This is a genomic window from Bacillus sp. sid0103, from assembly GCF_019219025.1.
In genome coordinates this window covers 64272-84234 of the sequence record NZ_JAHUWN010000009.1, presented here as the reverse complement: position 1 = coordinate 84234, position 19963 = coordinate 64272, and the positions used below count along the sequence as shown (strand labels likewise).

Annotated in this window: 20 protein-coding genes, 1 pseudogene and 1 other annotated feature; of the genes and pseudogenes, 19 read left to right on the top strand and 2 right to left on the bottom strand. The window is 40.7% G+C overall.

Annotated features, from left to right (window positions below):
• Window positions 1-7: 7 nt before the first annotated feature.
• The 10 genes from KW850_RS11990 (at window position 8) to pheA (ending at window position 7787) form a co-directional block, all read left to right on the top strand.
• Window positions 8-793, top strand: a complete 786-nt coding sequence (locus KW850_RS11990) for a M23 family metallopeptidase (protein WP_218347809.1) — start codon at window positions 8-10, stop codon at window positions 791-793.
• Window positions 786-1652 (top strand): M50 family metallopeptidase, encoded by an 867-nt coding sequence (locus tag KW850_RS11985; RefSeq protein WP_218347808.1) that lies wholly within the window; start codon window positions 786-788, stop codon window positions 1650-1652. The genes KW850_RS11990 and KW850_RS11985 overlap by 8 nt, the downstream gene beginning before the upstream one ends.
• 39 nt (window positions 1653-1691) lie before the next feature.
• Window positions 1692-3149, top strand: coding sequence for an Rne/Rng family ribonuclease (locus KW850_RS11980; protein WP_218347807.1), 1458 nt, complete (start codon window positions 1692-1694; stop codon window positions 3147-3149).
• Between the two features lie 74 nt (window positions 3150-3223).
• Window positions 3224-3306: a sequence feature (ribosomal protein L21 leader region), on the top strand.
• A gap of 13 nt (window positions 3307-3319) precedes the next feature.
• Window positions 3320-3628, top strand: coding sequence for a 50S ribosomal protein L21 (rplU, locus tag KW850_RS11975; RefSeq protein ID WP_026563440.1), 309 nt, complete (start codon window positions 3320-3322; stop codon window positions 3626-3628).
• A gap of 15 nt (window positions 3629-3643) precedes the next feature.
• Window positions 3644-3985, top strand: a complete 342-nt coding sequence (locus tag KW850_RS11970) for a ribosomal-processing cysteine protease Prp (protein WP_218347806.1) — start codon at window positions 3644-3646, stop codon at window positions 3983-3985.
• Complete coding sequence (rpmA, locus tag KW850_RS11965; RefSeq protein WP_191269736.1) at window positions 3986-4279, top strand: 50S ribosomal protein L27; 294 nt, start codon at window positions 3986-3988, stop codon at window positions 4277-4279.
• A gap of 210 nt (window positions 4280-4489) precedes the next feature.
• The gene (locus tag KW850_RS11960; RefSeq protein ID WP_218347805.1) at window positions 4490-5032 is read left to right on the top strand and encodes a sporulation initiation phosphotransferase B; all 543 of its coding nucleotides are present in this window, start codon (window positions 4490-4492) and stop codon (window positions 5030-5032) included.
• A gap of 59 nt (window positions 5033-5091) precedes the next feature.
• Window positions 5092-6384, top strand: a complete 1293-nt coding sequence (obgE, locus tag KW850_RS11955; protein ID WP_218347804.1) for a GTPase ObgE — start codon at window positions 5092-5094, stop codon at window positions 6382-6384.
• A gap of 42 nt (window positions 6385-6426) precedes the next feature.
• Complete coding sequence (locus KW850_RS11950; protein WP_218347803.1) at window positions 6427-6867, top strand: ACT domain-containing protein; 441 nt, start codon at window positions 6427-6429, stop codon at window positions 6865-6867.
• Window positions 6868-6923: 56 nt separating this feature from the next.
• Window positions 6924-7787 carry a prephenate dehydratase gene (gene pheA, locus KW850_RS11945; protein WP_218347802.1) on the top strand — a complete coding sequence of 288 codons (864 nt, stop codon included), beginning with the start codon at window positions 6924-6926 and terminating at the stop codon, window positions 7785-7787.
• A 154-nt stretch (window positions 7788-7941) separates the two neighbouring features.
• Here pheA and KW850_RS11940 read toward each other — a convergent pair whose 3' ends face one another.
• Together KW850_RS11940 and KW850_RS11935 are read right to left on the bottom strand one after the other, a co-directional pair.
• Window positions 7942-8481, bottom strand: coding sequence for a transcription repressor NadR (locus KW850_RS11940; RefSeq protein WP_218347801.1), 540 nt, complete (start codon window positions 8479-8481; stop codon window positions 7942-7944).
• Window positions 8482-8535: 54 nt separating this feature from the next.
• Window positions 8536-9681, bottom strand: a complete 1146-nt coding sequence (locus tag KW850_RS11935; RefSeq protein ID WP_218347800.1) for an IscS subfamily cysteine desulfurase — start codon at window positions 9679-9681, stop codon at window positions 8536-8538.
• 166 nt (window positions 9682-9847) lie between these two features.
• On the opposite strand from KW850_RS11935, the gene nadB reads away from it, so the two are divergent.
• From nadB to ruvB, 9 genes and pseudogenes are all read left to right on the top strand, one after another.
• The gene (gene nadB / locus KW850_RS11930; protein ID WP_218347799.1) at window positions 9848-11440 is read left to right on the top strand and encodes an L-aspartate oxidase; all 1593 of its coding nucleotides are present in this window, start codon (window positions 9848-9850) and stop codon (window positions 11438-11440) included.
• Window positions 11409-12257 (top strand): carboxylating nicotinate-nucleotide diphosphorylase, encoded by an 849-nt coding sequence (nadC, locus tag KW850_RS11925; protein ID WP_218347798.1) that lies wholly within the window; start codon window positions 11409-11411, stop codon window positions 12255-12257. The genes nadB and nadC overlap by 32 nt, the downstream gene beginning before the upstream one ends.
• 1 nt (window position 12258) lies before the next feature.
• Window positions 12259-13356 carry a quinolinate synthase NadA gene (nadA, locus tag KW850_RS11920; RefSeq protein ID WP_218347797.1) on the top strand — a complete coding sequence of 366 codons (1098 nt, stop codon included), beginning with the start codon at window positions 12259-12261 and terminating at the stop codon, window positions 13354-13356.
• Between the two features lie 172 nt (window positions 13357-13528).
• A pseudogene (safA, locus tag KW850_RS34270) lies at window positions 13529-13663 on the top strand (SafA/ExsA family spore coat assembly protein); the annotation flags it as partial.
• 1825 nt (window positions 13664-15488) lie between these two features.
• Window positions 15489-16478 carry a phosphotransferase gene (locus KW850_RS11910; RefSeq protein WP_218347795.1) on the top strand — a complete coding sequence of 330 codons (990 nt, stop codon included), beginning with the start codon at window positions 15489-15491 and terminating at the stop codon, window positions 16476-16478.
• A 104-nt stretch (window positions 16479-16582) separates the two neighbouring features.
• A complete protein-coding gene (locus KW850_RS11905) occupies window positions 16583-17269 on the top strand; it encodes a YhcN/YlaJ family sporulation lipoprotein (RefSeq protein ID WP_218347794.1) in 687 nt (228 codons plus the stop codon).
• Window positions 17270-17438: 169 nt separating this feature from the next.
• Window positions 17439-17993, top strand: coding sequence for an intercompartmental signaling factor BofC (locus tag KW850_RS11900; protein ID WP_218347793.1), 555 nt, complete (start codon window positions 17439-17441; stop codon window positions 17991-17993).
• A gap of 336 nt (window positions 17994-18329) precedes the next feature.
• Entirely contained in the window at window positions 18330-18941 is a 612-nt protein-coding gene (gene ruvA / locus KW850_RS11895) for a Holliday junction branch migration protein RuvA (RefSeq protein ID WP_218347792.1), read from the top strand.
• Window positions 18942-18951: 10 nt separating this feature from the next.
• Window positions 18952-19956 (top strand): Holliday junction branch migration DNA helicase RuvB, encoded by a 1005-nt coding sequence (ruvB, locus tag KW850_RS11890; RefSeq protein WP_218347791.1) that lies wholly within the window; start codon window positions 18952-18954, stop codon window positions 19954-19956.
• Window positions 19957-19963 lie beyond the last annotated feature (7 nt).

Below are 19963 nucleotides of genomic sequence, written 5' to 3'. Positions count from 1 at the left end.
GATGAAAATGGCGCGGTCTACACCGGAAGAAATTCGGCGACGAATCGCCAAGCGAAAAAATGAAAAAGGCACAAGTGTAAAAAGTCCCGACCCCCAGATTACCTGGCCTAGTGACGATGAAAAATATGGCTTTGACCAGTTTACTACTTCAGGGGGTAGTAATGGCGATGACGGGCATCCATTATTTAAGAAGGAAGTCTTCTTTTTCAAGATATTGTCCTCTGTCCTCTTGTTTTTAGTGGTTGCCATATTATTTCGGAACCATTCCGCTGCCTTTGATCCGGCAAGAGATGTGGTTACGAAAACAATGGACAAGGATTTCAAGTTTGCAACAGTATCAAACTGGTACGAAAGCAAGTTTGGAAAGCCTTTGGCCCTGCTGCCTTTTTCAGATAAAGATGAAGTTGGGAAAAAAGAGGTTGCTGAAACTGAGTTTTCCGTCCCAGCGATGGGGAAAATCCTTGAAAACTTTGAGAAAAACGGGCAGGGCATTATGATAGAAACCGGAAAAGGAGCGCCCGTACAAACGATTAATGATGGTTTCGTTATGTTTGCAGGTGTTAAAGACGGTCTTGGAAAAACAGTCATCATTCAGCATGCCGATAAAACGGAAACATGGTACGGTAATTTAGACGAAATCAAGGTTAAATTATATGAGTATGTTGAAAAACGAACAGTGGTTGGCACTGTATCTGACTCTACTAGTGATGATAAATCCAAAGGCAAGTATTATTTTGCCATTAAAAAAGATGATGCATTTATCGATCCGATTCAGGTGATTCGCTTTGAATAGAGCCATAAATTTACTGCGACTGATTACTATTCATCCTTTGTTATGGATTATCATTGCACTTTCAGTTGCCACAGCTCATTTCCTAGAGGTTTGCTTACTGCTGGGAATCATTTTCATCCATGAACTGGGGCATGCTGCTGCGGCTTCTTTTTTTTCATGGCGCATCAAAAAAATCACCCTGTTGCCGTTTGGCGGGGTGGCCGAGATGGATGAGCATGGCAATCGACCGTTAAAAGAAGAGACCATAGTTATCCTTGCAGGGCCGCTCCAGCATGTGTGGATGGTAGCCCTAGCCTATGGGTTAGTTAGTTTCAACCTGATGTCTGGGGAGCTGTTTCAGCTTTTTTTGAGCTATAATCTGATGATTTTTATATTCAATCTTTTTCCAGTTTGGCCGCTTGATGGGGGGAAGCTGGTATTCTTGCTGCTTTCACTAAAACGTTCCTTTCCAACTGCCCATCGACTAACGCTCATCCTTTCATTGATTAGCTTATCATTCTTTTCACTGATTATCTTGATAGTTGCCCCAACCCATATCAATGTCTGGATCATCATCGCCTTCCTTTATTTCTCGCTTTATCATGAATGGAAACAGAGGCGCTTTATCTTTATGAGGTTTTTATTAGAGCGGTATTACGGAAAGAAATCAAGTCTTCAAACCTTGAAACCGATTGAGGCCAATGAAGAGGAGTTACTGATCCACGTTTTAGAAAAGTTTCAACGCGGCTGCAAACATCCAATCATCGTTGAAGCAGATGGCAAGGAAAAAGGGATGCTAGACGAAAATGAACTTCTACATGCCTATTTTACCGAAAAACGCTTAACCGATAAAATCAGCGACCTTCTTTTTTCATACTAAAAAAGAGTATAATAAAAAGAAAAAAGTGAGGTCGCTTGTTTGGAAAGATTAATAATTAATTACAATTCACGTGAAAAGCGATTTGCTTATTTGAATGACAACCGTGTTGAAACCATCCTATTTGACCGGCCAGAACATCGATCGCTGGTCGGTAATCTTTATTTTGGGACTGTGACGAAAGTATTGCCTGGGATGAATGCAGTGTTCATTGATATAGGCGAGGAGAAAAATGCTTATTTACACCGGGATGTCCTTCCTTCATATCTCTTATCGGCTGAAAAAGAAAAAAACGTTAGCACTTTCGTCCATCAGGGTGAAAAAATGCTCGTTCAGGTCGACAAGGATGCAACCGGTACGAAAGGTGCCCGAGTAACAGGGATTATTGAAATCGCGGGTCCTAATTTGATTTACATGCCAAAGGGTCGATATGTAGCCGTTTCAAAAAAAATTGCGGATGATAAACAACAAGCCGCCCTGCGTCGAATCGGCAGCCGTTTAAAGACAGACGAAGAAGGAATCATATTCCGGACCTCTTCTCTATCTAGTACGGAAGAGGAAATCCAAACGGAACTAGAGAAATTGCGCGAGCAGCATCAACATCTCATCCTGAAAACTGCTTCCCTCAAAAAGCCGGGAATTATTTTTCAAAAAGATACTATCATCGAATTGATCTTGGATAAAGTGGCTAGGATGACTGATGGAGAAGTAATCGTCGATGACTTATCAGTAAAAAAGCTAGCCGAGGAGCAAAATGACAGGGTCAAACATATTTATTACAATGGGAAAGAAAATATCTTTTCTGTACATAATGTGGAGCATGAAATTGATAAAGCCCTCAAGCGTATAGTCTGGCTTGATCACGGCGCCTATCTGATTTTTGACGAAACCGAAGCGTTAACGATAATTGATGTGAACACGGGTAAATTTTCCGGAAAGTCCGATTATCAGGAAACGGTGTTAAAAACGAATTTGTTGGCTGCAAAGGAAATAGTCAGGCAGCTGCGTCTGCGCGATATCGGCGGAATTGTCCTCATTGATTTCATTGATATGAGACGCGAAAAGGACAAGCAAGCCATTCTGACTCTGATGGAAATGGAGTTAACCAAAGATCAAAAAAGAACTAAGATGATAGGATTTACCCCTCTAGGGATTCTTCAACTGACACGCAAGAAAACGAAGGTTACTCTTTCAGAGGCACTCGAGGTGAAGTGTCCTGTTTGTGATGGGACGGGGCGGATTCTAAGTCCAGAAACGGTCGGCTTTAGGCTTGAGCGTGAACTGCTAGAGCATCGCTATTCCGAATTTGAAGCCGTCTTAGTCGAAACGACTGCTGAGGTGAAAGAGCAGTTTCTAGGACCTAATGAAGCCCATCGAGAAGCATTAGAAGAACTCTTACATTTAAAGTTCTATTTTTTGATTCAGCCGTCTAACCGCCATTACTATGTTTTAAAGCAGTTCGGCGATGTAAACGAGATTGCCCAAAAAGGATTGGATTGAAACATGATCTTTCTAAAATTCTATTGACACTTTTGCCTAGAATATGTTAGGATTTTAATGTTATGTTTGTAGCACCCGTGCTACAACCGCACAGAACAGGTACTAAGTCTTAAGCTTTTGCTTAAAGCGCCTGTCTATGGCGAGTCTGAGTTTATAAGGAGGTGCAGTTCATGTACGCAATTATCGAAACTGGCGGTAAGCAATTGAAAGTCGAAGAAGGCCAAGCTATCTACATTGAGAAATTAGATGTTGAGGCTGGTGAAACAGTTACTTTTGACAAGGTTCTTTTCGTTGGCGGTGAAAATGTAAAAGTAGGTTCTCCTGTTGTTGCAGGTGCTACAGTTACAGCTAAAGTTGAAAAACAAGGCCGTCAAAAGAAAATCATTGTTTTCAAGTACAAGGCGAAGAAAAACAACCGTAAGAAGCAAGGTCATCGTCAACCTTACACTAAAGTAGTCATCGAAAAAATCAACGCGTAAGGTGTTGACTTATAGATGATTCAAATTACGATTAATCGTACTGAGTCCGGATTTATTCAATCATTCGAAATAAGTGGTCATGCATTTTTCGCCAATCGAGGCAAGGATATCGTCTGTGCAGGCGTATCTTCAGTATCCATTGGATCAATCAACGCTGTGCACGCTCTAACAGGTGTTACGCCCGAGATTGAGCATGAAAGCGGCTTTCTCCGCTGTGTTGTACCGGAAAATCTTCCGGGAGACATTCATGAGAGAGTACAACTTCTTCTAGAAGGTATGACTGTTTCATTGCGTACGATTGAAGAAGAATACGGAAAGCACATAAAGATTACCTTCAAAAAGCAGGAGGTGGAATAAATGTTATTAAAATTAGATCTTCAGTTGTTTGCATCTAAAAAGGGTGTAGGTTCTACAAAAAACGGACGTGACTCTATCGCAAAGCGTCTTGGCGCTAAGCGTGCAGATGGTCAATTCGTAACTGGTGGTTCAATCCTTTACCGTCAACGCGGTACAAAGATTTACCCAGGTGAAAACGTTGGCCGTGGAGGCGACGATACACTTTTTGCAAAAGTTGACGGCGTTGTGAAATTTGAACGTTTCGGTCGTGATCGCAAAAAAGTGAGCGTTTATCCAGTAGCTCAAGAAGCTTAAGGAACTAGCGAAAACTCTAACCTGTTTGGTTAGAGTTTTCTTTTTGCTAACGAATTTTTCCTTCCATAATATACTTCGGGAAAACGCTTCGTAGATGCTTCTTTTTTGCCTCAAATAATCTTTCATCACAAAAATAAGCTTACTCATAGTTAATTTTTTGATATACTATCAGCAAAATGGTGTTGAGACACTTAATGTGGGAGTGTACCTATGGAGAAAGTATGGGATATTGTTGAGGTGCTGCGTCATTCTCGACATGATTGGTTAAATAGGCTTCAATTAATAAAGGGGAACTTAGATTTAAATCGAATCGACAGGGCTAGAGCGGTCATCGATGAAATTATCATAGAAGCACAGCACGAGTCAAAGCTTTCCAATTTGAAAATGCCTATGTTTGCCTCTCTGCTGTTAAAATCAAATTGGGAGAATCCATCCTTTAAGCTGGAATATGAAGTGTTTCAAGATACAAAATCTTTCCAAATTAATGAGGAAATGATAACAGAGTGGACTGGCCTTTTTTTTAATTGTTTAAACGAGGCGATTGAAGCCTTCCAAGAAAATCATTTATCCATAACAATTGATCAGCAATCAAAGGGGCTTCGTTTCTTTTTTGATTTTAGCGGGATAATAATAAAAAGTGATGTAATAGAAGAATTCCTTGCAGAACCCAATTGTCTACTCGATATAGTGGTCAAGGACTTCTCAGAAAACGAACTCGCATTAGAAGTTTATATACCTTATCAAAAAAAATAGGAAAGTTAAGACACTTTTCGTGACATTTGTTGATTCGAAATGCAGACTGGAGGAATAAGATGTTTGTTGATCAAACGAAGATTTATGTAAAAGGCGGAGACGGCGGTAATGGTATGGTCGCGTTCCGTAAGGAAAAATATATACCAAAAGGCGGTCCAGCTGGCGGGGACGGCGGCAAAGGTGCCAATGTGGTATTTGAAGTAAATGAAGGGTTACGTACGTTAATGGATTTCCGTTATCAGCGTCATTTTAAAGCACCGCGTGGCGAGCATGGCATGTCCAAAAACCAGCACGGTGCCGGCGCAAAGGATATGATTGTTAAGGTACCGCCTGGAACAGTGGTGATTGATGCCAATACGAAAGAAGTTATTGCTGATTTAGTCGAAAATGAACAACAAGCAATTATTGCAAGAGGAGGCCGTGGCGGGCGCGGAAATTCACGATTTGCTACACCAGCAAATCCTGCACCAGAACTCTCTGAAAATGGAGAACCAGGTCAAGAACGTGAAGTAATCCTTGAATTAAAGCTGCTTGCTGATGTCGGTCTAGTTGGATTTCCAAGTGTTGGAAAATCGACACTATTATCAGTAGTTTCTTCGGCAAGGCCAAAAATCGCTGAATACCATTTTACAACCATTGTTCCGAATCTTGGGATGGTAGAAACAGAAGATGGCAGAAGCTTTGTTATGGCAGACCTTCCGGGATTGATTGAAGGGGCGAGTGAAGGGGTAGGCCTTGGTCATCAATTCTTACGGCATATTGAACGGACAAGGGTTATTGTCCATGTCATTGATATGGCTGCGATGGAAGGCAGAGACCCATATGAGGACTACCAGACCATTAATCGTGAATTAAGTGAATATAATTTACGTTTAACGGAGCGTCCGCAAATCATTGTCGCCAATAAAATGGATATGCCTGAAGCAGAGGAAAATTTGAAAAAGTTTAAAGAGCAGCTTGAAGAGGATTATCCGATCTTCCCGATTTCTGCGGTCACAAGAAAAGGGCTGCGTGAACTATTGTATGCTGTTGCCGATAAGATTGAGGAAACACCTGAATTTCCGCTTGAGCATGAGGAAGAAGAAACAACAGGTGTGCATCGTGTTCTTTATAAGCACGAGGCAGAACCGGAAGCATTTAAAATTACAAGAGAACCGAATGGCACATTTGTCGTCTCTGGTGAAAAAACAGATAAACTCTTTAAAATGACAGACTTTTCAAGAGAAGAATCCGTTCGCCGTTTTGCACGTCAACTTCGTGGTCTAGGTGTGGATGATGCGTTAAGACAAAGAGGAGCAAAAGACGGGGATATTGTGAAAATATTAGAGTTTGAATTTGAGTTTATTGAGTAAAAAGGGTCTCTGTCCAGAAGAAAGTAAGGTAGAGTGATAAAAATGGATAAAAAATTTTACTTAGTGCGTGAAGATGTTTTGCCAGAAGCGATGAAAAAGACACTTGATGTGAAAGAAATGCTGGAAAGAGGTAAGGCCGAATCCGTTGCGGATGCTGTCCAAAAAGCAGATTTAAGCCGAAGTGCCTTTTATAAATACAGAGATACTGTATTTCCTTTCTCTACCATTAAGAAGGAAAAGATTGTCTCGCTTTTCTTTCATTTGGAAGATCGCTCAGGAACGCTGTCTAAATTGCTCAGTGTTGTTGCAAACTCAGGCTGTAATGTGGTTACCCTTCACCAAACGATTCCGTTGCAAAGCAGGGCAAATGTGACACTCTCATTAAACACTTCAAACATTATCATGGAAATTGAAGAGTTGCTAAAAGAACTAAGAAAACTCGAATTTGTAGAAAAGGTAGAAGTGCTGGGAACAGGTGTGTAGAAATAACTACCACTGGCTCTCAGCTTTCTTTTTAAAAAATAAGGAGTGGGGAAACAGTGAAAGTTGGGTACTTAGGACCAAAAGCTACATTCACAGAATTAGCCGTGAAAAAAGTTTTTCAGGGATTTGAACTTGAGCCCTATCAAACAATTCCTGCAAGTATGGATGCTATTGTAGATAAAGAAGTAGAACTAGCTGTCGTTCCAATCGAAAATGCATTGGAAGGCTCAGTAAATATTACACTAGATTATTTAACACAAGTTGTCCAAATACCAATTATTGGGGAAATCACTTTACCAATCAAGCAGCATTTGATGGTTCATCCAAATAATAAGGAAAATTGGCAGGGTGTCAGCAAAGTGTATAGCCACTCACATGCCATTGCCCAATGCCATAAATTTTTACATAACCATTTCAAAGGTGTTCCATTTGAAAGTGTATCTTCCACTGCTGCCGCCGCAATGATGGTAATGGAAAACCCTGACTTGCAAATTGCTGCGATTGCCAATGAGCTTGCTGCACAGGAGTATGGGTTATCGATTGTGAAAAGGGATGTCCACGATTTTGATTATAATCATACCCGCTTTGTTGTTCTTTCTGAGAAAGACCTTGATTTTCAGTCCATCAGCGGTTCAACTCATTATAAAACAACGCTGATGGTTACCCTTCCATCCGATCAAGCGGGGGCTCTTCATCAGGTGCTATCTGCATTTGCCTGGAGAAAATTAAACTTATCTAAGATTGAATCAAGACCGATGAAAACAGGAATTGGCAATTACTTTTTCATTATTGATCTTGAAATGAAAATGGATGAGGTGTTAATTCCAGGAGCAATCGCGGAAATCGAGGCATTAGGCTGTGGTGTCCGAATCCTCGGTTCCTATCCATCACTTTCCGTTAAAAATGAAATATATAATTAATAAACATTGAAGCTGTCCTATCCTTATGATAGGAAGCTTTTTTTGTTTTAACGGATATTACTTTTTTTTACCAAGTAATGTCCTCCACTATAAAGGCCCAATGGAGTACAAAAAAAGCAGTAGATGTTAAATCCACTACTTTCGCTGTTGCATATCAAGAATTTATTAGTATTCCTTCTGCCAAAAGTGCTAATTCTGCTTTTTCGAGAGCCTGTTCACTGGAGGCAGCTATTGTATGTAAATGAGCACCTCCAGTTAACTCTGATAGTAAGCTGGCATTGGTTGTTTTTAACCTTTGTAAGAATTGCTTTACTTCCTGGCGGTTTGAAACCATGATCTGAGTCGTTAATTTACCGTACACGGGATGTTCTATTTTGACATCCTTCACTAATACCCCATGGTCAACGAGCAAATTCAGTTCTTTTTCGGTGTCATCAGGTGAATGCCTGCATGCAATCGTTCTTTCAAAAGAATAATTGCTGGCATTTTGCTTTAAATAAATATAACCTTGGCTTGTGGCAATAATTGGTTCATTCTTTGCTTTAAGAAGGGTGACATCCCCGACAATCACCTGTCTGCTAACATTGGTTCGATTGGCAAGTTCACTTCCTGTCAACGGGACAGGACTGTCTTTAAGCAGTTGTAAAATAAATGACCTCCTTTCCTCTCCCAATATTTTTTTTTGCTCTGCCATAAAATTCCCCCTATTGTTATTGCTGTTTTACTATTTTAGCACAGTTTATTTTTTTTATATAACGGCAGCCTTGAATGCATGAACGATTTGAACGATACTTTCCCCAAGCTTCATGACATCTTCTAAGGAATTGGACTGGCCAAACGAAATACGGATAAATTCCTTTGCTTCGGCAGCGGTTAATCCTAATGCCTGGCTCACTTTTGCAGGGGATTGCATGCCAATTTGACAGGCACTTCCTGTTGAAATGGCAAAGCCAAGCCGATTGCATTCTAACATCATCCATTGGCCCTCAATTCCAGAAATCCGAAGCCCTATAATATGAGCGAGCTGCGAGCCATCGTCAGCTTGAAATATTTCCACTCTTTCTTTAATCGGTTCAAGCGCATCAATAAAGGTTCTCCGCAACAAATGATATTTAGTAGTATCTTCTTGCAATTTTCCGGTTATTTTTTGTGCGGCGACTGTCATCGCAGCAATGGCTGGAACATTTAAGGTGCCTGGGCGAAATCCACTTTCATGAGTGCTTCCTAGAAAAAAAGGCTTCCATTTAAGATGAGGATCAACGTATACTCCCCCAATCCCTTTTGGGCCATATATTTTATGACCTGAAAAAGAAAAACTGCTGACAAGTGGTGCAATCCTTTTAACATCGATTTTTCCAAAAGATTGAACAAAATCACTGTGAAGATGGATATCATGAGCCCTGGAAATCCTTGCGATTTCATCGATTGGCTGGATGGTGCCGATTTCAGAGTTCACATGCTGAAGTACTATAAGAATCGTTTCTGGTTTAATTGAATGGATGAGCTGGTCTTGATCAATCAGGCCTTTTGAGTTAAACGGCAGCAGTGTGATTTCATATCCGGATCCCTGTAGTCGAGTAAGGATTCCATGGATGGATGAATGCTCCGCGATTCCTGCAATAATATGTTTTCCCTCTTTTTTGGGCGTGGATAATAAAGCTTCTATGGCTAAAAAATTCCCCTCAGTACCACCACTTGTAAAGAACAGGCCATTTTTATCAATTCCTAAAAGACTGGCCAATTCTTCGCGGCAATTCTCAAGTAAGGCAGCTGATTGGCCGCCAAAATCGTGGAGACTGCTTGCGTTACCAAAGTATTCCGTTGCAACTTTCAAATATACCTCTGCTGCATCTTGGTCTAGTGGAGTAGTCGCTGCAAAATCAAAATATTTCATGATTGTTCTCCCATTCTTATTTTTTAGGATATGGAATCAACCTAAACTTAGTAACAGTCAAGTTCGATAAATGGCATTTCTACTTTTCTATAAAAATACTTGTTTTTAGTTTAATTCTATGTAAATATATATGTCAAGACACCTGTTATGTCAGGAGGGTCAATACATGACAAATAATGATGTATTAATCATTGGAAGTGGAATAGCGGCTTTACAGCTGGCTGTTCAGTTAACTAACGATGTGAATGTGAGGATACTCACAAAAGAAAAATTAAGGACGGCCAATTCTTATCTAGCCCAAGGAGGAATTGCGGCAGCACTGGGTGTAAACGACCACCCATCAAAGCATATTGTTGATACGCTTGAAGCGGGAAGATTTCACAACAATCATGATGTTGTTCAAGAAGTCATTTCGGCGGCACCCGAACTGATCAAGAATTTGGCAGTTCAAGGTGATATTTTTGATAAAAATCAAAAGGGTGAATTGTTTCTTGGGATGGAAGGGGCACACAGTGAGAAACGAATCGTTCATGGCGGCGGTGATGCCACTGGTAAGAACGTCATGGAGTATTTGATTAGTGTACTTAAAGAAAGGCCTAATATCACTGTCGAAGAAAATGCCTTCGCTTATGAATTACTTCTAAATGTCAAACAAAATCGATGTATCGGCGTTAAAGCGAAAACAACCAATGGATCGATTCAGAGCTTTTTTGGCAGGCATGTAATTATCGCAACCGGGGGTTGTGGTCAGTTATATACTTATACATCCAATGCACAAACCGTCAGCGGGGATGGTATTGCGATGGCTTATTTAGCCGGTGCGGACATCGTCGATATGGAATTTAATCAATTTCATCCAACACTTTTATATATAAACGGTGAAACCAAAGGATTAATTTCTGAAGCAGTCAGGGGAGAAGGGGCCATTCTCGTTACAGATGACGGGACTCGCATCATGGAGGGAGTACACCCCTTAAAAGATCTCGGACCGAGGCATGTAGTTTCACAAAGAATCTATGAATACTTAAAAAAAGGAAAACAGGTTTATTTAGATATAAGCACCATTGATAACTTTAGTAAAAGATTTCCTTCAATCACATTGATATGTAAGGAAAATGGTATCCAAATAGCGGAGGGAAAAATTCCTGTTGCTCCTGGAAGTCATTTTTTAATGGGTGGAATTAAAACCGATTTAATTGGACGTACTTCCATTGATGGGTTATATGCGATCGGTGAAGCCTCCTGCACAGGACTCCACGGTGCCAATCGTTTAGCAAGTAATTCCTTATTAGAAGGATTATTTCAAGGGGAACATTTATCGAAGTGGATAAATGAAACATGGAAAGAGCCTAAAGAAGTAGAAGCGAACCATTATTACCTTCATTCAAATAATGAGGGAGCAGAAGTAGTTCAATTACCGGATGTCCAACAAATTAAGGATTTCATGATGGAACGAGTTGGGATTGTTCGAAATGAAGTGAATTTGAAAAAGCAGCAAGGCTGGTTAAATCAATATTTGGCTGATAATATCGATTTAGATACATGTTCAACTCACGACTTAACAAAGGTGTTTATGCTGACCATTGCTAAGCTCATTACAGATGCGGCGTTGAAACGGACAGAAAGCAGGGGCGGTCATTTTCGAAGTGATTATCCAAAAGAAGATGATCACCATTGGTTAAGGAAATCAATTATTCAGAATTATAAACAGGGAGTGAAGAAGTCCAATGAACATATTGAAACTGCGCTCGCAACTTGAGAAGTTTTTTATCGAAGATATCGGCGAACAAGATATCACCACCGATTTAATTTTTTCGGATGAAACAAAAGGAGAAATTGTTTTTCTTGCAAAAGATGAAGGGATTTTTTGTGGAGAAGAAATTATTAAGACTGGGTTCCAGTTGCTGAATAACGAGATTTCGACGCGTGTTTTTGTGAAGGATGGCCAAGTAATCAACTATGGCGACCACTTAGCCATAGTTTCTGGGAAAATAGCTGATTTATTAAAAGGGGAGAGAGTTATTCTAAATCTTGTTCAACGGATGAGCGGGATTGCCACTCTAACCCGGAAAACGGTGGATATGCTTGATAGCGGCCATACAAAAATTTGTGATACGCGGAAGACAACACCTGGACTCCGCATGCTTGAAAAGTATGCTGTTCGCTGTGGAGGCGGATATAATCACCGCTACGGTTTATATGATGGAGTCATGATTAAAGATAACCATATTTCATTTGCGGGTTCCATTTCCAAGGCAGTGGAAGCTGTGCGAAAAAAGGCTGGCCACATGGTGAAGGTTGAAGTGGAAGTTGAATCGGAAGCACAGGTCATAGAAGCGGTAAATGCAGGGGCAGATATTATTATGTTTGATAATCGTACTCCTGCTGAAATTAAAGAACTCATTAAAATGGTTCCCTCGACAATTATCACGGAGGCCTCAGGCGGAATCCAATTGGCTAATATTGCTGATTATCGCGAAACGGGTGTAGATTATATTTCCCTCGGGTACTTAACTCATTCGTATAAAGCACTCGATATCAGTGTAAAAGTGCAATGGAATAAAGGAGATGAGTAATATGAATATCTTGGCGTCGTTACAAAAAAATATGATGATCCCTGAAAAATACAAACAAATGTCGAGAGAGGAACTCGAAATCCGGGTAATTAAGGTGAAGAAGGAACTTGGTTCTCGTCTGTATATTCCTTGTCATCATTACCAAAAAGACGAGGTCGTTCAATTTGCTGATGCTACAGGTGACTCTTTACAACTAGCACAATTATCAGCTGAAAATACAGAAGCAGAATATATTGTTTTCTGTGGTGTTCATTTTATGGCAGAGACAGCAGATATTTTAACGAATGATCATCAAAAGGTCATCTTGCCTGATATGCGCGCAGGCTGTTCGATGGCTGATATGGCCGATCTTCCGCAAACCGAAAGAGCATGGGAAAAGCTTCAGGAACGTTTTGGAGATACGATTCTTCCATTAACCTATGTTAATTCAACCGCAGCAATTAAATCGTTTGTGGGTGCACATGGAGGGGCAACAGTAACCTCTTCTAATGCAGAGACGATGGTTAAGTGGGCATTTGAGATGAAAGAACGAATTTTATTCTTACCCGATCAGCATTTAGGCAGAAATACAGCCTTTGAACTAGGTGTTGGTTTAGACGAAATGGCTATATGGAACCCGATAACAAATGAACTCGAATTCGAAGGTGATTTTTCACAAATTAAAGTCATCCTCTGGAAAGGGCATTGCTCGGTTCATGAAAATTTCACGGTTCAAAATGTGATTGATACACGCTATAAATATCCGAAAATGAAAATCATCGTTCATCCGGAATGCCGCCGCGAAGTAGTGGAATTAGCCGATATGGCAGGGTCAACCAGTTATATTATTAAAGCGATTGAAAAGGCGGAGCCTGGCACGGCTTGGGCCATCGGGACAGAAATGAATCTTGTCAATCGCTTGATTCAAAATCATCCTGATAAAAAAATCATCTCGTTAAATCCGCATATGTGTCCATGTCTAACGATGAACAGGATAGACCTGCCACATTTAGTCTGGAGCCTCGATACACTTGAGGAGACAAATAATAGTATTAAAGTAAGTCCTGAAATTGCTGAAAATGCAAAATTGGCTCTTCAGCGGATGTTAAAAAATTCATAATTATCGTTGAAAAGATGCAATTTATCCGAATTGCATCTTTTTATATTTAATGAATTCTTCAGGGGGATTCATATTCTTTTTAAAAAAAGCATAAGTTTTTGTGAAGAAGGATAGCACTTTGCCCATTTTCACATAGACTATATGGACTTATGCCATAGGAGGGGAAATCAGAGTGAAGATCCATATCGTACAGAAAGGGGATACTCTTTGGAAGATTGCCAAGAAGTACGGCGTGAATTTTGAAGAGCTGAAAAAGATGAATTCACAGCTCAGCAACCCTGATATGATTATGCCCGGTATGAAAGTAAAGGTCCCAACTTCAGGTGGAACAATAAAAAAAGAAGCCCCAATGGGAACTAAACAGGGTACTACAATCAACTTAGGAGTTAAGAAGGAAAAGCCGCTTGCTGAGCAACCGTTAGTCAAAGAGAAACCCATAACCAAAGCACCGATAAAAGAAGCACCGATTAAGGAAGCGCCTATTAAAGCAGCACCAATCAAGGAAGTACCAATTAAGGAGGCCCCAATAAAAGAAGCTCCAATAATCAAAGAAGCACCAAAAGCACCTTATACTCCAAAAATGCCTCTACAAATCGTCCCAGAAATAGATATTAATAATTATTACATGATGAACATGCAAAATATGATGGTACAGCCACAACTACCGCCTAAACCTGCCAATATCCTTCCTGAGATTAAAGAAGTACCGAAGAAAGAAGTACCGAAGAAAGAAGTGCCAATCAAAGAAATGCCAATCAAAGAAATGCCCATCAAAGAAGCACCAATCAAAGAGACACCTGTCATTCCAGCACCACCACCAGTAATGCAAGCACCAGAAGCGGTAGCCCCGCAACAGGATTATTGTGTCCCAGTTACACCAATTATGCCAGGACCTGGATTCTGTCCACCATTTGGCGGGTTCCCAATGCACCCATTCATGCCTTACCCGCAAGTGCAAGGTGCGGGAGTACCAATGCCGCCTGTAATGCCTAGTGGGTTTGCAGGTACTCCAGGGGCAGGTACATCGTTTGTTGCGCCACACTTTGATGATGAATCATCATCCTTTATGCCGCAATTGCCTGTTATGAACCCAGCTTATAATCCGGGGGCTGTAATGGGGGCGCCATCACCGCAGCAACCAATGGGTTACCCTTACATGGACCCTGCAGCCTATGGTCAAATGCCACAAGGTTATGGCCAGCAAATGCCAGCAGGATATGGTCAAATGCCACAAGGTTACGGTCAGCAAATGCCAGTAGGATATGGTCAAATGCCACAAGGCTATGGCCAGCAAATGCCAACGGGCTACGGCCAAATGCCACAAGGCCCTGGTCAGCAAATGCCAGCGGGCTACGGCCAAATGCCACAAGGCCCTGGTCAGCAAATGCCAGCGGGCTACGGCCAAATGCCACAAGGTTATGGCCAGCAAATGCCAGCGGGCTACGGCCAGATGCCACAAGGTTATGGTCAGCAAATGCCAACTGGTTTCGGCCAAATGCCACAAGGCTATGGTCAGCAAATGCCAGCTGGTTTCGAACAAATACCACAAGGCTATGGTCAGCAAATGCCAGCCGGTCTTGAACAGATGTCGGTAGATTACGGCCAAATGCCAACTGGTTTCGAACAAATACCACAAGGCTATGGTCAGCAAATGCCAACCGGTCTTGAACAGATGTCATTAGATTACGGCCAAATGCCAACTGGATATCCAATGGAAAGCCCTTCTGGATTTGAAACTGCAGAAAATTCAGGTATGGGAAATCCGTATGGTATGGGAGCACCATATGGACAAACGCCTTTTGGCTACCCGCAAATGAGTGGTCCAATGGGAGTACCAGCTAATTTTGGATCTCCAGAAATGACTGGACCGGGTTCATTCATGCAGCCAGCTCAAGGATTACCTGTTGGAACTGGTGCAATGGGCGATTGTGGCTGTGGAGCACCAGCGGGAATGCCTGCACCAACTACCATGCGACAACAAGCACAAATGCCAACGGACTTTGTACCGCCAACTCCGCCAATTTACAGTGCACCATATACAGGACCTGTTAATGCTGCACAGCCTCCTTATATGAATCCATATGGTATGGGTCCGATCGGGTCAAATCCTTATGGTATGCCGGGTTACCAAGATGAGAGTCTATAATACGAGAAATCAACAAAAGGGAGACGATGATTATTTTGATCGTCTCCTCTCTTATTTTCAAACACAGTTCTATGAAAGAATCATAAAAATGGTACCGATTCGAAAATCTGTTATTTATTTAAGGACGGAGAAAAATACTTATGTCATTAAAGGGTATCATACCAACAGTAGACTTAGACTCCAAGAAGCATTTACCACCACTTTAAAAAAAGAAGGATTTACAAAGACCTATTTATTTTTAACACCCCCTGTGAGAGAACAGCTTTTTTTTGAAGGAACTTACTTTGGATGTATGGAGTACATACCTCCAAATAAATCCGTATTTTCTTTCCACTCTCATAAGAATCGCCAAGAAGGGATCGAGTTATTAGAAAAATTTCACCAAACCACAGCTTCGTTCGAGGCACGCTATCGCACGTTACTTCCAAAAGGTCACCTCATCGAAAAATGGACGGAAAGATTAAATGTATTTTCAAATAATCTTCCCCATTTGGGGTATTTTATCAATGAGCCATATATTGCAGATATGCTTTCTTGGGCAAACTGGTCATTAGAAGGGATGGAAACTAATCGAAGTTTCTTTCAAAAAGAACCCACTCTTATTCTCCATGGAGACGTAGCGCATCATAATTTTTTAAGGGATAGAGAGGGGCAGTTGAATCTAATTGATTTTGATTTAATTAGTATCGGCCCGGCTTCATTTGATTATTTACAATATTCCAACAGGATATTACCTTATATTGATTGGTCATTCGAAAGACTTTCTAGCCTTAAACAAATAAACAAATATTTACACGAAGCGGCTTTTTTATATGCCTTAGCTTATCCGGCTGATATTTTTCGGGAATGGAATCGAATGATTCGTGAAAAATCTTACACTGATCAAATAAAATATAAACAAGTAATGGATCTAACAACCAGTCAATTTTATGCAAGGAAAAAATTTATTAAACATTTAAAGGCGTTATTAGATTGAATTTAGTTGGAAGTATCCGTCTGAATGAAATCCCCTCAAAAATAACACCCTAATAAAGAGCATAGCTAACATGCTCAGGATGTTAATGGAGGGGGTTTTTTCGCTTGAATAGGAAACAGTGGATGATTCCTCTTTCAGCCACATTAATGTTAGGGCTGGCTGGATGTGCAAGTAATAATGATCGTGCAGGTAACAATAATAATTCATTAAGACCTGTCGGATATTACTCCAATGAAAACCACCCCAACTCTAATAATGATCTCTTTAGAGATGATGACGGGGCATTTACGGAAATGATGGATCATACCCTTGGGGACGAGGATCAAGCTACTTACGAAAACAGAAGAAGACAGTTTCAAACCAGGGATGAAAATGGGAATCCAAAAAATCCGACAAAACCTTTAGCTTCCAAAGACCGTAATTTCTTCCAACGTGATAATCGATTTAGTACAAGTGATATGAATTATCACGGTCATCTGAATGTAAATACGAGAAATACTGGGATGACTACCGACCCAGACTTTCAGGATAACGTTACCAATAAAATCAAAAACGCGGTTTCTGCGGTTCCAAAAGTACAGTCCGTAAGATCCGTCGCTTACGGAAACACGATTATTGTTTCTGTGAATTTAAATGATAATGACAATGTTTCTGCTACTAAAAGTGCGATTAGGAAAGCAGTCAAGCCTTACGCAAATGGAAGATCGGTCAAGGTCATATTCGATGAAGGAACGATTGGCCGCGACAAAAACATCTACAATGACAGTCAGCGGGAACAAGGCGGAAGGTAATTTGTTCTAAAGAAGGCAAAGTTTTTAAACTTTGCCTTCTACCATGTCTAAAGGGTAAAGCTATTTGGGCTTTACCCTTTTTAAAATGGCCTGAAGGATAAAAAGGCAAAATAAGGCTAAACTAGTACTGTATAGAATGTTTAATTTTTAACAATAAGAGGTGAGTCGCATGAGGTATCATTGGATGGCATGGTATCGGTATATTTTCGCCGGATTCGCTGTTCTTCTCTTCATGTTTATATTGAATGCTAAGGGAACGACCATAATTGGCTCAGCCTCCCCAATGGAAAACCATCAGAATGAGGAAAAAAACGGACCAATTAAAATGGATGTTATTTTGGAACGGGTCTATTTGGACGGGGAAATAAGTCAAGAAGTGGTCCATGAGACATGCTGGTCCTTGGAGAATTTTTGGGCAAAGTATGATCAATGGCAGCTTATAAACATTGCCGACTCGACATTTGTATTTCGAAAGCAAGTCAACGATATATCCCCTTTGCTAAAAGCAAATGGCTTTTTTGGACTTACAGAAGATGGTGTCTTGAGCATTTTCAATGGAAGACCTGACCAATTAAGAATCATTCAATCATTTTTTCAAATAGATATTAAGAAGTTGGAAAGTGCAAAGCAAGAAGAATTGATACAAGGCATTCCAATCAAAAATAAGGACCGCTATGTGGAAGTTTTAGAAACATTTAAGCCTTACTCTTTAAAAAAAGAATAGAAATTCAACGAATCAGACTGATGCCATCATTTCAGCCTGATTTTTTTTGAATTCTCGTCGTTGGGAGTAAAAAAAATGATGAAACAACCCAATGAGCGAATTTCAAGGTTTAATGGGCGAATTCAGAGGTTCAATCGGCGATCCCCTAGTTCAATCAGCGAATTTCAAAGTTCAATCAGCGAATTTATAGATGCATTCAGCGAATTCCGAGGTTCAATCGGCGAATTCCAAATTTCTTGAATAGTTTGATGTTTCTCTAAACTGCTATTTTCTACAACTATCATAAAATTGTATGGTAGAATGAAATTCAGTGTAAAATTAGGGGAGAGAATTCATGTGTACGAATTTATTAAAGGGACCGTCGAATTTGTCGGACCAGAATATATTGTGATTGAGAACAACGGAATCGGCTATCAAATCGCAACGCCTAATCCGTTTATCTATGCAGGTAAAATGGAAACAATGGTAACAGTGTATACATATCATTATGTTCGTGAAGATATAATCGCCCTTTACGGATTTGAAACAAGAGAAGAAAAAAAGCTGTTTACGAAATTATTAAATGTCTCCGGAATTGGTCCAAAAGGTGCCCTTGCCATTCTTGCTTCAGGCGAAGTCCAGCAAGTAGTGACGGCTGTTGAAAATGAAGATGAAAGCTTCCTCGTTAAATTCCCTGGGGTTGGCAAAAAGACTGCCCGTCAAATGATCCTGGACCTAAAAGGAAAATTACAGGATATCGTTCCAGATTATTTCCCTAATTTATTTAATAGCGACCAACTTCAACTACAAACACAATCTGGTAACTCGAACTTAGAAGAAGCGATTCTTGCCTTGAAAGCATTGGGTTATTCCGAGAAAGAAATCAAAAAGATTACTCCTGAATTAAGAAAAGAACAAATGTCTACGGACCAATACATTAAAAAAGCCCTTCAGCGGCTTTTAAAATAGGTGATAATTCATGGAAGATCGGATTGTTTCTAGTAACGTCAATGAGAGCGAGATGAGCATAGAACAAAGCCTTAGGCCGCAAGTTCTAGGTCAATATATTGGACAGGATCAGGTAAAGGAAAATCTTGATATCTATATAAAGGCGGCAAAAATGCGGAATGAAACATTAGACCATGTACTTCTTTATGGTCCGCCTGGATTGGGGAAAACGACCCTTGCCGTGATTATTGCTAATGAAATGGGAGTAAACATTCGCACCACTTCGGGACCTGCAATTGAACGGCCTGGTGATTTAGCAGCGATTCTTACTGCGCTCGAGCCTGGAGATGTTTTATTTATTGATGAAATCCACCGCTTGCAACGGACCATTGAAGAAGTACTATATCCAGCGATGGAGGATTTTTGTCTTGATATTGTTATAGGGAAAGGACCAAGTGCGAGGTCTGTACGCCTTGACCTCCCACCGTTTACACTTGTGGGCGCGACAACGAGGGCTGGTTCATTATCGGCCCCATTGCGCGACCGGTTTGGAGTTTTATGCCGTCTCGAGTATTATAAGGAAGACCAATTGAAAAATATTGTGCTTCGGACTGCAGAAGTGTTCGGTACCGAAATCGATGACCTCTCAGCAGCAGAAATAGCAAGGAGATCGCGGGGGACCCCGAGAATTGCCAATCGTCTCCTTCGCCGGGTGAGAGATTTTGCTCAAGTAAGAGGGAATGGGACGATTGATCTTACCCTTGCACGAGAAGCTCTAGAACTCCTCCAAGTCGATAAACTTGGGTTAGACCATATCGACCATAAACTGTTAAAAGGCATTATTGAAAGATTTCGCGGTGGACCAGTTGGCCTTGATACCATTGCCGCTTCAATTGGGGAAGAATCTGAAACTATTGAGGATGTGTACGAACCATATTTACTGCAAATTGGTTTTTTACAAAGAACCCCGCGCGGCAGGGTAGTAACTCCATTGGTCTATCACCATTTTGGGATGGAAGTACCTCCTTACAACTAAAGTAGCT

Coding starts and splice junctions, on each gene's coding strand:
- obgE (WP_218347804.1), top strand. CDS start 5,092: ATGTTTGTTGATCAAACGAAGATTTATGTAAAAGGCGGAGACGGCGGT.
- KW850_RS11990 (WP_218347809.1), top strand. CDS start 8: ATGGCGCGGTCTACACCGGAAGAAATTCGGCGACGAATCGCCAAGCGA.
- KW850_RS11970 (WP_218347806.1), top strand. CDS start 3,644: ATGATTCAAATTACGATTAATCGTACTGAGTCCGGATTTATTCAATCA.
- rplU (WP_026563440.1), top strand. CDS start 3,320: ATGTACGCAATTATCGAAACTGGCGGTAAGCAATTGAAAGTCGAAGAA.
- KW850_RS11935 (WP_218347800.1), bottom strand. CDS start 9,681: ATGAAATATTTTGATTTTGCAGCGACTACTCCACTAGACCAAGATGCA.
- rpmA (WP_191269736.1), top strand. CDS start 3,986: ATGTTATTAAAATTAGATCTTCAGTTGTTTGCATCTAAAAAGGGTGTA.
- nadC (WP_218347798.1), top strand. CDS start 11,409: ATGAACATATTGAAACTGCGCTCGCAACTTGAGAAGTTTTTTATCGAA.
- nadA (WP_218347797.1), top strand. CDS start 12,259: ATGAATATCTTGGCGTCGTTACAAAAAAATATGATGATCCCTGAAAAA.
- KW850_RS11910 (WP_218347795.1), top strand. CDS start 15,489: ATGAGAGTCTATAATACGAGAAATCAACAAAAGGGAGACGATGATTAT.
- KW850_RS11950 (WP_218347803.1), top strand. CDS start 6,427: ATGGATAAAAAATTTTACTTAGTGCGTGAAGATGTTTTGCCAGAAGCG.
- nadB (WP_218347799.1), top strand. CDS start 9,848: ATGACAAATAATGATGTATTAATCATTGGAAGTGGAATAGCGGCTTTA.
- KW850_RS11960 (WP_218347805.1), top strand. CDS start 4,490: ATGGAGAAAGTATGGGATATTGTTGAGGTGCTGCGTCATTCTCGACAT.
- ruvB (WP_218347791.1), top strand. CDS start 18,952: ATGGAAGATCGGATTGTTTCTAGTAACGTCAATGAGAGCGAGATGAGC.
- KW850_RS11940 (WP_218347801.1), bottom strand. CDS start 8,481: ATGGCAGAGCAAAAAAAAATATTGGGAGAGGAAAGGAGGTCATTTATT.
- KW850_RS11900 (WP_218347793.1), top strand. CDS start 17,439: ATGAGGTATCATTGGATGGCATGGTATCGGTATATTTTCGCCGGATTC.